This window comes from Clostridium folliculivorans (assembly GCF_024341905.1).
Lineage (GTDB): Bacteria > Bacillota > Clostridia > Clostridiales > Clostridiaceae > Clostridium_AR > Clostridium_AR folliculivorans.
The window spans coordinates 498,787-512,841 of sequence record NZ_BQXY01000001.1 but is presented as its reverse complement, the minus strand read 5'-3'; the positions used below and the strand labels follow the sequence as shown (position 1 = coordinate 512,841).

Here is a 14,055-nt window from a genome sequence, read left to right as displayed (position 1 = left end):
CACATTCTCCTTAAAAGTCTATTTTACTCTAGCTACAATACAGTTCCATTCTCCGTCTTTATTCACCTCAACGACTTCAAAACCTGAGGCTTCTAATTTATCTATAACCATTTGTCTTCTATCATGGATTATTCCTGAAGTTATAAATAATCCACCTTGATTCATTGCTTTTTTAACGTCATCAACAAGTATACATATTATCTCTGCTATTATGTTTGCTACAACTATATCAGCTTTTCCGCTTACTACATCTAAAAGATTTCCTTCTAATATTTCAATATTATTTAAACTATTAAAACCAATATTTTCTTTTGCAGAGTCTACTGCTACAGGATCGAGATCCACACCTACAACATGCTTTGCACCAAGCATAGATGCAACTATAGCAAGTATTCCTGATCCTGTACCTATATCAAAAACCACTGAGTTTTCCTTTACATTCTTTTCAAGTGCTTCAACACACATTCTTGTAGTTTCATGCGTTCCTGTACCGAACGCCATTCCTGGATCTATTTCAACCACAAGGTCATTACCAGTATTTTCATACTGTTCCCATATAGGCTTTATTACTATTCTATCACCTATTTTAGTAGGCTTATAATATTGTTTCCAGTTATTAGCCCAGTCTTCTTCTTTCATTTCAGTTGCTATAACTTCACCCTCACCAATATCTATTCCAGACTCTTTAAGTTCTACAAGTTTCTCTTTAATATATGTAACCACGTCTTCAATATTGTCTTCGTCAGAGAAATATCCTTTAACTACAGCTGCCTTACCCTTGTGTTCTAATATATTTATATCTGCAAAATCCCAAGTAAGAGGTCCTTGCTCTCTTGTTAATATGTCATTCGGATCCTCAATAGCAACTCCTTTGCAGTCTAATCCATAGAATATACCTGAAACTGGCTCTAAAGCCTCACTTTTGCTTATTACCTTTATTTCTATCCATGTTCCGTTCATACAACTCAATCCTTTCTTGCTTTGGTTAATATATTTTCTATCCTAAAAATACACACAATGTACTTAAAATATAGAATATTCAACAAGTATTACTTAAATAAATACTTATACTATAATCTTGAACATATACCGTCCAATTAAAACACATGTAATATTTTAATACAAAATATTATCTTATCACAACTAATATATTTTACACTTTACCATACTTTCTGTAAATATATATATATAGATATACCAATTCCAAATAAAATGTATTTTTCAAGTAAAATAGTATTAATAGTTAAATAGATTATTGGTATGTTTTTAAATGGTGAAAATGAGGTATCTATTCCTCTAAACTGATAAACCACTTCATATTCAAATTTATATTTATAATTTCGGAACCAGATTACTTGAGGTTTCAAAATATGTTTCGTTACGAAATAGCACATATTTAAACCTTTTCGTAACGAAATATCCCCAGAAAACAAATCACATTTATATAACTTTTTGCATATCATAACAAATAAATATTTAGTAATAGGTGGTAGATAACATGAACTGTTATGAAGCAATGAAAAGAATAATTGAAATTGATTCAAAGATGTCTGATTTAGGAAAATTATTAGCTAATGCTAAAAATCCAGCTGATAAAGATAGATACGAAAAAAACATCGATGTTTTAGAAATGGAATTCTTAAAACTAAAGCATCAATTAGAAGTAACTGAATTAAATACTACTATTCTTCTATAAGTTTATAATAATCCCCATAGTATTTCTAAAACTAATTGTTCAAATTATTTCTTATTCAAATAACTGCATTAAAATCTTAGTCTATGTTTAAAAATATTATTAAAATTAAGTGGTTAGGTAGGAGCATCGGATAGCTGACCACTTAATTTCAACACACACTTTACCAGAGCCAAAATCTAAAAGCCAAGAATACTCAATTGTATTCTTGGCTTTTCAAAAGGCTGTTTATCCGAATATCTTTCCCATAAAACCTTTTTTATCTTTGTCTTTGTGATCTTTATGATCTTTATTCTCATTAGAATCCTGCTGAATCTTTTCTCCAGAAGCTTCTAAGAACATATTTAGAGCCTCTTTTTGCCTATCATTAAGGTTTTTAGGAATATCAACAATTACATTAACGTATTGATCTCCTCTTCCTGATGAATTAACTCTAGGAACCCCTTTACCTCTAAGTCTAAACAAAGTTCCAGGCTGTGTACCAGCTGGTACTGTGTACTTAACATCCCCGTCAACAGTAGGCACCTTTATTTCTGTTCCCATTGTTGCTCTTATCATATCTAAGTGATAATCTAAGTAAATATCAAAGCCTTGTCTTTTGAACACTTTAGAAGGAGCTACGTTGATTCTTAAATACAAATCTCCTGGAGCCCCATTGTTATCACCATGTTCTCCTTGTCCTCTTAGCGGCATTACATTACCTGTATCAACCCCTGCTGGAACATTAACTTTAATCTTTCTTGTTTTTCTAACTTTGCCTTTTCCTCTACATTCTGGACATGGATCTTCAATCACATGACCTTTTCCTCCACACTTGTCACAAGCTGATTGAGAAACAAAGTTACCAAAAGGAGTTTGTCTTTGTGCTCTTATTTGACCAGTACCACCACATTTAGAACATGTCTTTGGTGATGTTCCTGGTTTTGCTCCTGAACCTCTACAAGTTTCACAATTTTCACTTCTAGTTATAGATATCTCTTTTTCCATGCCAAAAACGGCTTCTTCAAAAGAAAGATTAAGAGTATATTCTATGTCATTACCTCTTTGCGGACCGTTTCTTCTGGCTCCACCGCCACCGCCAAAACCTCCACCAAAGATGCTTTCAAATATATCACCAAATCCACCACCAAAATCAAATCCATCAAAACCTGATGCGCCACCACCAGCATTAAAGTCTGTTGTTCCAAATTGGTCATACTGAGCTTTCTTCTGAGGATCACTTAAAACTTGGTAAGCTTCATTTAATTCTTTAAATTTTTCTTCAGCCTCATGATCACCAGGGTTTCTATCTGGATGATATTTTAGGGCTTGCTTTCTAAATGCTTTTTTTATTTCATCATCACTTGCACCTTTTTCAAGTCCAAGTACACTGTAAAAGTCTTTGCCTGCCAATTATTTCCACCACCTAAGTTATAATATTAAAGGGAAGACGAGTTGCCTTCCCTGTCATATTATATATTAAATACTCGCTTTGTTACAACTATTTATCTTCATCAACCTTGAAGTCAGCATCTACTACATTGTCATCATGAGCAGCTCCTGTGTTTGCTCCGCCTGCATTAGCAGCATTTGGATCAAATCCAGCACCACCTTGTGCGTTTGCATCACCATATATCTTTGATGAGATTGCATAGAACTCTTGAGTTAATTCTTCTGTAGCTTTCTTTATAGCTTCTATATCTTCTCCATCTTTAACCTTCTTAACATCTTCAAGTTTAGCTTGTATCTTAGCCTTATCTTCAGCAGAAACTTTATCACCTAATTCAGTTAAAGTTTGTTCTGTTTGATACACAACTTGATCTGCATTGTTTTTAACTTCTATTGATTCTTTTCTCTTCTTATCTTCTTCTGCAAATCTTTCAGCTTCCTTAACTGCCTTATCAATTTCATCATCACTTAAGTTAGTTGAAGCTGTTATAGTTATATTAGCTTCTTTTCCAGTTCCTTTATCAACCGCAGATACCTTTACGATACCATTAGCATCTATATCAAAAGTAACTTCTATTTGAGGAACTCCTCTTCTAGCTGGAAGTATTCCTGATAGTGTGAATCTACCAAGAGTCTTGTTGTCAGCTGCCATTTGTCTTTCACCTTGAACAACATGTATTTCAACTGATGTTTGATTATCTGCTGCAGTTGAGAATACTTGACTCTTTCTTGTAGGTATAGTTGTATTTCTTTCTATTAATGGAGTTGCTACTCCTCCTAATGTTTCTATACCAAGACTTAATGGAGTTACGTCTAGAAGTAATACATCCTTAACATCTCCAGTTAATACACCAGCTTGTATAGCAGCACCTACTGCAACACATTCATCTGGGTTAACTCCCTTTGAAGGTTCTTTTCCTGTGAACTTCTTAACAGCTTCTTGAACCGCTGGAATTCTTGTTGAACCACCAACTAAAACTATTTTATCTATATCATTTAAGCTTAATCCTGAGTCAGCTAGCGCTTTTCTCATTGGCTCTATTGTTCTTTCAACTAAGTCATTAGTTATTTCATTGAATTTAGCTCTTGTAAGAGTTAATTCAATATGCTTTGGACCTGTAGCATCAGCTGTTATAAATGGAAGATTTATTATAGTCTGAGTTGAAGACGAAAGCTCTATCTTAGCTTTTTCAGCTGCTTCTTTAAGTCTTTGTAAAGCCATCTTATCATTTCTTAAATCAATTCCATGTTGTGATTTAAAATCAGCTGCTATATAATCTATAATCTTTTGGTCAAAGTCATCTCCACCAAGGCGAGTATCTCCGTTTGTTGCCTTAACTTCAAATACTCCATCTCCAAGTTCAAGTATTGATACGTCGAAAGTACCACCACCTAAGTCATAAACGAATATTTTATGGCTATGATCTGTCTTATCAAGACCATAAGCTAATGATGCTGCAGTTGGTTCGTTTATTATTCTTAAAACTTCAAGACCAGCTATCTTACCTGCATCTTTAGTCGCTTGTCTTTGTGAGTCATTGAAATATGCTGGAACTGTTATAACTGCTTGAGTTACAGTTTCTCCTAAGTATGCTTCAGCATCAGCCTTTATCTTTTGAAGAACCATAGCTGATATTTCTTGTGGAGTATAGTCCTTACCATCAATAGTAGTCTTATGGTTAGTTCCCATATGTCTCTTTATTGATATTATTGTTTTATCTGGATTTGTAATCGCTTGTCTTTTAGCTACTTGACCAACTAATCTTTCTCCGTTAGCTTGGAAAGATACTACTGATGGAGTTGTTCTTGCACCTTCTGAGTTTGCTATAACTACAGGTTCTCCTCCTTCCATAACAGCTACACAAGAATTGGTTGTTCCTAAATCGATACCTATAACCTTTGACATTTGCTATTTCCTCCTCATTAATCACGAATTTAATTAATTTATTCAAATAAAAGTATTTTTACTAGTTTGCTACTTTAACCATAGTGAACCTAAGAACTTTGCTACCTTTTTTATAGCCTTTTTGAAAGACCTCTGCTATGGTGTTGTTACCTAAATTTTCATCTTCTATATGCATTACTGCTTGATGTAAATTCGGGTCAAATTCACCGTTAGCTTCTATTTCCTCTACTCCTATTTTTTCAAAAGCATTTTTGAACTGTCTTATAGTCATATCTACTCCTTTTTTAAGGTCATCGACACTTCCATCAACAGTTACAGCTCTTTCAAGATTATCTAATACTGGGAATATTTCTTTAAGTACGTCCTCACAAGCTTCAGTATAAATACCTTCCTTTTCTTTAGAAGTTCTCTTTCTAAAGTTGTCATACTCTGCATTTAATCTTAAAATTCTTTCTTTTAATGTATCTAATTCATTATTTAATTTTGAGTTTTCATTCTTAAGTTTAGTTATTTCATCTTTAAAAGATGTAACATTATCATTACTACTTTCAAATTCAATATCTTCTAAAATTTCACCTTCTAAAACTTCTTCTAGATTATCTTTTTCTTCCAAATTTTCATTTTCAACTTCTGAAGTATTTACTTCTTCTTTTTCATTGATATTTTCGTTATTCACTTCTTTCATATCTTGTTACTACACCTCATCTCTTTTTTATGAAATAGGGTTTTTTAAATATATGAAACCCCTTGCTATTCTTTACTTTATACTATAAAAATATAATTATTTATATTTATTTCAAGCGCTGATTCTTAAGTGACTCATTAAGTTCCTTCATAACTTCAGCCATAATGGATAATACTTTAGGATAGTTGATTCTTGTAGGACCAATTAAAGCAATAGTCCCAGTATTTTTACCACCTAAGGTATACACAGCAGAAATTACGCTGCAATCTTTGGCCTCAGGAAGATAATTTTCATCACCTATTCTTATAGAAATATTATCTTCACTTACTATCAATTTAGAAACATTGTCCTTATCATAAAGAAGAGATAATATCTCCTTAGCTTTTTCTATATCATTGTACTCAGGGTAGTTAAATATGTTAGTTGTACCCTCCATAAATACTTCACCTTCTGATGTATTTAAGGTTTCATACAATGCTGGTATCAATGCATTAAATATTTCATCAAAACCCAAAAGATCTTTCTTTAACTTGTTTATAGTAACCAAATTTATTTGTTCTATTGTTAGATCTTTAAGTCTTATGTTCAATATATCATTTATCTTTGATAATGTTTCTAATGTTGGTATGTTAGTTACTTTAATAAGACTGTTTTTTATAGCTCCACTATCAGTAACAATAACACAAAGAAGGTTAAATTGATCTACAATCATAAGTTGTATAGACTTTATAACACTTTTCTTAACAGAAGGTGCATTTACTACACAAGTAAGCTTTGTTAATTGTGATAAAAGAGTACTTGCCTGTTTTATCATTCTATCTACTTCAAAAAGCGCAGAATCTATAAGATATTTTTTTATTAGAAGTTCCTCTTCCAAACTAACACCTTGAAATTCCATTAGTTTATCTACATACAATCTGTATCCTTTGCTTGATGGAACTCTGCCAGCAGATGCGTGAGGTTGCTCAAGATATCCTAACTCTTCTAAGTCAGACATTTCATTTCTGATTGTAGCTGAACTTATTCCTAAATCATATTTTTTAGCGATAGTTCTTGATCCTACTGGCTCTCCAGTCATTATATAGTCATTTATTATTGCCTGAAGAATTTTAATTTTTCTTTCATCTATCACTAATATCACCTCTTTTGTTAGCACTCACTTAACTTGAGTGCTAATGACTACGATTTAAATATATTATTTATATAATTTTTTGTCAATTTGATTTAAGTTAATAAATCTATAGATTAAATTAATTTAAGCTATTTTTTATAAATTTTCTCTTACATTCTCACAATTTCTCTTGATTCCTTCTAAATCCTTTTTTTATACAAATCAATGATATTTTTTATATAATCTCTTCTTACCTTTTAGTCTATATTTTTTATATAATTACTATTGTATTGCTTAAATATAAAAACTTATCTACTCCTAATTAAATTAGTTTCCCCATCTTTTCTCCACAAAATTCAAAAGAATGCATGAATTTATTTAGCATATGAATTCATACATTCTTTTATATTTTTTATCTAAGTCAACATAAAATCACTCATAACATAGTTTGATAATTCTATTCCTTTTTCACTCAAGAAAATCATACCATTTTCTCTTACTAAAAGCCTATCTTTCACATGTTTATCTATGACAGCCTTAAAAATATCATCTATGGAAACTTTGAATCTTTTCTTAAAATTATCCTCTGATATTCCTTCTAATTTTCTTAGGCCCATAAACATAAATTCTTCCATATTATCTTCCGATGAATTCTTTATTACTTCTTCATATTCTTCCAAGCTCTTTTCAATTGCTTCCATATATTTGTTCATATTTAATAGATTTTTATATCTTACTCCACCAATATATGCAGATGCTCCTGTACCGCAGGCTATATAGTCTTCTAAATTCCAATATACTAAGTTGTGCTTGCATTCTTTTCCTTCCTTAGCGTAATTAGAAATCTCATACCTATTGTATCCACTATCTTTTAATAACGAATGAGTCAAATCATTCATTTCTCTTTCTTGATCTTCTGTTGGAAGATTAAGCTTATTCTGCTCATACCATCTATAAAAAATCGTATCTTCCTCTACTATGAGGCTATAAGCCGATATATGCTCTGGACTCAATTTTATTATCTTGCTTAGACTTTCTTTCCATTGATCAACCTTCTGACCAGGAAGCCCGTACATAAGATCCACATTTATGTTATCAAATCCCTTGCTTCTAGCTAGATAAAAGTTCTCTTCAAATTCCTTATAATTGTGTATTCTGCCAATCACAGTTAACAGATTATCTTGACATGCCTGTAGCCCAAGTGAAAGTCTATTAACTTTATTTTTTTTCATAACTTCTAAGATTTCATCATTCAAGGTTCCTGGATTACATTCAACAGTGTATTCAATGTCTTTTGAAAGATTTAAGCTTCCTATACACTTTAAAAGTTCTTCAAATAGAGGTAAATACAAATAGGTGGGAGTTCCCCCACCTATAAAAACACTTGTAATTTCATATTTTTGAGCTTTTCTTTTTATTTCTTCTATAAGAGCCTTAGTATATCTCTCCATAGCTTCTTCCATACCTTGAAATGAATGAAAATCACAGTAAAAACACTTTTGTTTACAGAATGGTATATGCACATAAAGCGCTATTTTTTCCATACTGTTACCTCCAATCAAATCTATCTTTAAATGAACTAATTCATACTTAAACTTATGAAAATAAAAATCCGTAGATTCATCGAAATCTTTATTTTGAGTCATAGGATTGAATTATTTTATCCTTATAGAGTTCCTAACTCAACTATTAATTTATACTTGCCTAAAAATCCCCTGAAGGAGTGATTTTAAAACAAGTATAAAATTAAGGTTTCGATATAGGAACTCTTTAATCAACTTTTAAAACAGACATAAATGCTTCTTGTGGAACTTCAACAGAACCAACCTGTCTCATCCTCTTCTTTCCTTCTTTTTGCTTTTCTAAAAGTTTCTTCTTTCTGGATATATCTCCACCATAACATTTTGCAAGTACGTCTTTTCTCATTGCCTTTACTGTTTCTCTTGCAATAATTTTAGATCCTACTGCTGCCTGTATTGGAATTTCAAATAACTGTCTTGGAATTATTTCCTTTAACTTTTCGGCTATTCCCCTACCCTTATGATATGCTCTTTCTTTAGGAACTATCATTGACAATGCGTCAACAGTATCTCCATTTAGAAGAATATCTAACTTAACAAGTTCTGAAGTTTCATAGCCTTTTAGTTCATAATCAAGCGATGCATAGCCCTTAGTTCTTGACTTTAGCGCATCAAAGAAATCATAAACTATTTCATTAAGAGGAATCTCATAGTTGATAACAACTCTTGTTGTCTCAATGTATTCCATATCAATATATTTTCCTCTTCTCTCTTGGCAAAGGTCCATTATTGGTCCAACATATTCTGTTGGGCTTATTATAGAAGCCTTAACTATAGGTTCTTCCATATAGTCAATTTCAGTTGGCTCTGGAAGATTTGTTGGATTTGTAAGTTCTATTAATTCACCATCTGTCTTTATAACTTTATATATAACGGATGGTGCTGTAGTTATAATATCTAGATTGAATTCTCTTTCAATTCTTTCCTGTATTATTTCCATATGTAATAGCCCTAGGAATCCACATCTAAATCCAAAACCTAATGCAACTGAAGTTTCTGGTTCAAAAGAAAGTGCTGCATCATTTATTTGAAGCTTTTCTAAAGCTTCTTTAAGTTCCTCATACTTAGCTCCATCTACAGGATATATACCTGAGAAAACCATAGGAACAGCAGGTTTGTATCCTGGAAGTGCAGTGCTAGTTGGACGATCTGCTTCAGTGATGGTATCACCTACTCTAGCATCTCTAACATTTTTTATCGAACCAGTAACATATCCAACATCACCAGCTCTAAGTTCTGAAATCGGCATAAATCCTGGAGTAAATACACCTACCTCTGTAACTTCATAAACTTTGTTTGTAGCCATTAGTTTTATTTTAGTTCCAACCTTAACAGAACCTTCTTTAACTCTTACATAGGAAACTACGCCCTTATAACTATCATAAAACGAGTCAAATATAAGAGCTTGCAGAGGAGCCTCTTCATCTCCACTTGGTGCTGGAACCTTTTCAATTACTGAATTTAATACATCAATTATGTTAAGCCCAGTTTTTGCTGATATAAGAGGTGCATCATGAGATTCAATTCCTATAACATCTTCTATCTCTTGCTTTATTTCTTCCGGTCTCGCACTAGGAAGGTCAATCTTATTTATTACTGGAACAATTTCCAAATTATTATCTAAAGCTAAATAACAGTTTGCTAGTGTCTGCGCTTGTATTCCTTGTGTTGCATCTACTACTAGAACAGCACCCTCACAAGCAGCCAAACTCCTAGATACTTCGTAATTAAAGTCTACGTGCCCAGGAGTATCTATCAAGTTTAGTATAAACTCTTCTCCATCTTCTCTTCTATAAACAAGTCTTGCAGCCTGAGACTTTATTGTAATGCCTCTTTCTCTTTCAAGCTCCATATTATCTAAAACTTGTTCTTCCATTTCTCTTCGTGTTAAGGTCCCTGTTGTTTCAAGAAGTCTATCTGCTAAAGTAGACTTACCATGATCGATATGTGCAACTATTGAAAAGTTTCTTATGTGTTTCTGTCTATTACTTTGCATATTCATAAACCCATCCTCAAGGAATATCCTTGGAACAGTTTTCACCCCCATGTAGATTAAATCTTGTTAAATTATATCATAGTATCCAGCTTGATTGTCAATAACTATAAAATTATGTTATTTAACCACTAATCTTATTACTAATTTTTTCATAAAAATATTCTACACCATTGCTAATTTTATTAAAAACCCAATTTCCTTTTTCTTTTATTATGCCAAGTGATTGCAGTTTTGATCCTATGGAATCTATATTGTAGTACTTACCATTGAACTCCAACTTGTAGCTTCCATCTTCATCATGAATCTTAACCTCACAGTCATCTTCTAAAAGCCCTAAGAAATCCTGTCCAAATTCATCTTTTAACTCTTTATAATCATTCTGTGATATGGAACTTACGCCATCAGTACTTTTACTCAGAGAAGCTGTATTTATAATATTTATATTTATAATTCCCCACAGTACGAAGGAAATAACCATCATTACGATAATAATATTTGCTATCTTTCTCAAAAAAACACCCCCAAGATATGATTTATATCTATAAGGATGTTCATTTTTTGGAAAAAATATTCACTTATACCAATTCACATTACTTTTTACCATTTAAATATTCTGCAATAACTCTAGCAACATACTTTGCAGAGCCTTGAGATTCTTGACTTGAATTAATATCTGAACCAATTTCTATTAAAATTGAGTGATTACTAAGATTTTGGTTAAAGGAATTCATCCCTCTCTTATACGATAGTATTCCTTTCGAAAATCCAGGAAAAAGCTTTCTAGCTGTTTCATTCAAACTCTCAGTTATAGCATTATTTTGCTCATAGTAAGGTGTATTTTGCGCGGTTACGAACATCATCTTTGATATATTTTCACCATTTAAGTTTATAGTACTTGCACTTTTACTTTCTGCAGAATCTCTATGAAGATCTATAATCAATTTAAAATTATTACCATATTTATTGAGATATTTTTTTACAGTTTCAGCGGATCTTAAATAGCTATCATTATATACCATGCTATGCATTGTCTTATCATGGATAACTGATATCCCATAATTCTCAAGTTCTTTTTCTAATTGAGTTCCAACACCTACAACACTATACTGTTCCTCAGTAGAATCAGCCCCGGCAGGCTTATATGCCTCAGTTGTATGAGTATGATATATTAAGATTTCCGGCTTAGATTCATTTAGCTGTTTTTTCAAACTTGGGTTAAATGCTGCCGATACTTTCACTGGAGTTTGATTATTCGGCTGTTGTCCTTGTTGTTGCTGAAGCTCTTCTGGATTAATTTTAGCCACAGCAGCATCTGAAAGATTAAAAGGATTTATTGTAGCAAAATTCTCTTCATATTCTTTTTCATCACTACCAATATTTAAGAATGGTATTTCAGCAGATAATAATTTAGACGGACTTACTAGATCAGAGCTAATCTTGTCATAAATACTATCTCTCAAAGATATGTTTTTAAAACTACTATTATCAGCTTGTACACTTGCGCCAAAATACGGTATAGATGTTTCAATGGCCTTGATATATAGATATGAATTCTTAAGTAATGATGTTCTTACATTAGTAAATAACATAGCAACAGCAATCACTAAGCAGACACACATAAGCAACATAGTTTTTAATGAATTATGCTCTTTTACTCTCCTCCTATTATAATACACTATATCCCCTCCTCATATTAAATATTTATATGAGACAAGTCTATAGATTATGTTAACCTAACTTACAATTTAAATATGATTTTAGTTATAACTGTATCACTTAACTTTAGGCTACGTTTAAAAGTATTATTGAAATTAAATGGTTATGCAGGAGATGCTAACCATTTAATTTCACCTAGGTCCTAATTTATTAACTCATGAATTTATTTATATCATCCATATCTAGATTAGATTGTAATGCCATATTTAATCCATTTGATATTATTTTTGAAACTGAATCTATAACTACATCAACTTCTTTCGGAGTAACCATTAAATCTCCAACATATGGATTTAATAAGGATTTTATTAAATGGCTCTTTTCATTTTTGTCAATGTTACTAAGCATTTTATAAAACTCTCCACCTTCAGTAGATTGACTTACCATTTCATCTAAAACTAAATCCATAGCATCGTTCACTATTGTAGCGGCATCAACTACGGTAGGCACACCTATTGCAATAACCGGAATACCTAAGTTTTCCTCATTAATCTCCATTCTCTTGTTGCCAATTCCAGCTCCTGGAGAAATTCCAGTATTGGCAATTTGTATAGTTCTGTTAACTCTTCTTATACTTCTAGACGCCAATGCATCTATGCATATAACCATATCTGGTTTTATTTTATCTGCTACTGCTTTAATTATTTCACCAGTTTCTATACCAGTTATACCTAGAACTCCTGGAGCCAGGGCACATACTGGTCTTACTGATTCGTCAATAGAGTCTGGCATTACAGCTTTTAGATGTCTTGTAATCATTAGTTTTTCTACAACCTTTGGACCTAAAGCATCGGGAGTAACGTTCCAATTTCCAAGTCCAACAACTAATGCAGTCTTAGATGTGTTTACACCTATTAATTTTTGCATGCTATTGTTTAAAACTTCAGATACATCATCCATTATTTCTCCATCATAATGGGTGAATTCTGGTATATCTATAGTAATATAAGTACCTATAGGCTTTCCAATCTTAGCCGCACCATCTTCATTCACTATAGTAACAGTTGTTACTTTTATATTATCTATTTCTTCTTCTTCAGAAATAATCCCGTCAGCTTCTCTCTTATTTATTTGCTTATATAACTCTCGTGCTTCTACAGCTAAATCTGTTCTTACGTTTATCATATAGTCACCTCTATACAAAATATTTTATACATATTTTATCCCATAAAAGTGATAATTATTAATTTTATATATATCAAAACTGATTCTGTATTACTTTACATTAAAAATAGTATAAATGTATGTTTAATAAATTGATTTTAAAATTTTTGTATAATTTTAATGTTTTTTGACAACAAATAATATGTAATAAATAACATACGTAATATTAGTTTTTGTATAATATTAACTGGAATAAACTAGATTGGTTGGCTTAAAAAAATAAAATAGTACTTGAATTAGCCATTTATCAATGCTATAATATCACTTGTTGAATATGAACTCGTACGCAGATTTCCCCAAAACTGCAGAGACCCTATAAAATTGAAGGGGGTGAACATGAATGGCAAATATTAAATCAGCAAAAAAGAGAATTAAAGTTATTGAAACTAAGACTTTAAGAAATAAGATTATAAAATCTGCTCTTAAAACAGCTATAAAGAAGTTTGAAGTAGCTGCTGGCGCTAACAATGTTGAAGAAGCTAAGGTTACTTATAAGGACGCGGCAAGAGCTTTAGATATGGCTGCTGCTAAAGGAGTAATCCATAAGAATATGGCTGCTAGAAAGAAATCAAGATTAGCTGCTAAGTTAAACACTATAGCATAATAAGCTTGTAAACCGGTCTAAAGACCGGTTATTTATTTCTCTCAATATCTATTTTTTAGTTCCAGAATAAAAACTTAATTTATGCATGTTCAAAAATAACAACGTTATTGTTTTCGAGCATCCATAAATTAATAGTTAAAAGCTGGTTCTCAAACAAAAAAAGAAGTTAGTA

Annotated in this window: 12 protein-coding genes; 2 read left to right on the top strand and 10 right to left on the bottom strand. The window is 31.8% G+C overall.

Annotation, left to right across the window (positions count from 1 at the left end; translation table 11 throughout):
• Positions 1 to 18 precede the first annotated feature (18 nt).
• Positions 19 to 960: a 50S ribosomal protein L11 methyltransferase gene (gene prmA / locus OCU55_RS02250; RefSeq protein ID WP_261850689.1), complete on the bottom strand. Its 942-nt coding sequence runs from the start codon at positions 958 to 960 to the stop codon at positions 19 to 21.
• A gap of 538 nt (positions 961 to 1,498) precedes the next feature.
• Here prmA and OCU55_RS02245 point away from each other — a divergent pair.
• Positions 1,499 to 1,696 carry a hypothetical protein gene (locus OCU55_RS02245; RefSeq protein ID WP_261850688.1) on the top strand — a complete coding sequence of 66 codons (198 nt, stop codon included), beginning with the start codon at positions 1,499 to 1,501 and terminating at the stop codon, positions 1,694 to 1,696.
• 225 nt (positions 1,697 to 1,921) lie between these two features.
• On the opposite strand, the gene dnaJ is transcribed toward OCU55_RS02245, so the two are convergent.
• The 9 genes from dnaJ to gpr form a co-directional block, all read right to left on the bottom strand.
• A complete protein-coding gene (dnaJ, locus tag OCU55_RS02240) occupies positions 1,922 to 3,085 on the bottom strand; it encodes a molecular chaperone DnaJ (RefSeq protein WP_261850687.1) in 1,164 nt (387 codons plus the stop codon).
• Between the two features lie 88 nt (positions 3,086 to 3,173).
• A complete protein-coding gene (gene dnaK / locus OCU55_RS02235; RefSeq protein WP_261850686.1) occupies positions 3,174 to 5,027 on the bottom strand; it encodes a molecular chaperone DnaK in 1,854 nt (617 codons plus the stop codon).
• A gap of 61 nt (positions 5,028 to 5,088) precedes the next feature.
• The gene (grpE, locus tag OCU55_RS02230; protein WP_261850685.1) at positions 5,089 to 5,712 is read right to left on the bottom strand and encodes a nucleotide exchange factor GrpE; all 624 of its coding nucleotides are present in this window, start codon (positions 5,710 to 5,712) and stop codon (positions 5,089 to 5,091) included.
• 106 nt (positions 5,713 to 5,818) lie between these two features.
• The gene (gene hrcA, locus OCU55_RS02225) at positions 5,819 to 6,844 is read right to left on the bottom strand and encodes a heat-inducible transcriptional repressor HrcA (RefSeq protein WP_427847021.1); all 1,026 of its coding nucleotides are present in this window, start codon (positions 6,842 to 6,844) and stop codon (positions 5,819 to 5,821) included.
• A gap of 395 nt (positions 6,845 to 7,239) precedes the next feature.
• Positions 7,240 to 8,367: a radical SAM family heme chaperone HemW gene (gene hemW, locus OCU55_RS02220; protein WP_261850684.1), complete on the bottom strand. Its 1,128-nt coding sequence runs from the start codon at positions 8,365 to 8,367 to the stop codon at positions 7,240 to 7,242.
• A gap of 226 nt (positions 8,368 to 8,593) precedes the next feature.
• Positions 8,594 to 10,399, bottom strand: a complete 1,806-nt coding sequence (lepA, locus tag OCU55_RS02215; RefSeq protein ID WP_280923792.1) for a translation elongation factor 4 — start codon at positions 10,397 to 10,399, stop codon at positions 8,594 to 8,596.
• A gap of 121 nt (positions 10,400 to 10,520) precedes the next feature.
• Positions 10,521 to 10,910 (bottom strand): hypothetical protein, encoded by a 390-nt coding sequence (locus OCU55_RS02210; RefSeq protein ID WP_261850682.1) that lies wholly within the window; start codon positions 10,908 to 10,910, stop codon positions 10,521 to 10,523.
• A 79-nt stretch (positions 10,911 to 10,989) separates the two neighbouring features.
• Complete coding sequence (locus OCU55_RS02205; RefSeq protein ID WP_261850681.1) at positions 10,990 to 12,075, bottom strand: stage II sporulation protein P; 1,086 nt, start codon at positions 12,073 to 12,075, stop codon at positions 10,990 to 10,992.
• 190 nt (positions 12,076 to 12,265) lie between these two features.
• Positions 12,266 to 13,240 carry a GPR endopeptidase gene (gene gpr, locus OCU55_RS02200; protein WP_261850680.1) on the bottom strand — a complete coding sequence of 325 codons (975 nt, stop codon included), beginning with the start codon at positions 13,238 to 13,240 and terminating at the stop codon, positions 12,266 to 12,268.
• A 379-nt stretch (positions 13,241 to 13,619) separates the two neighbouring features.
• Here gpr and rpsT point away from each other — a divergent pair, with 379 nt between their 5' ends.
• Positions 13,620 to 13,883 carry a 30S ribosomal protein S20 gene (gene rpsT / locus OCU55_RS02195; RefSeq protein ID WP_128212528.1) on the top strand — a complete coding sequence of 88 codons (264 nt, stop codon included), beginning with the start codon at positions 13,620 to 13,622 and terminating at the stop codon, positions 13,881 to 13,883.
• The last annotated feature ends 172 nt before the right edge of the window (positions 13,884 to 14,055 follow it).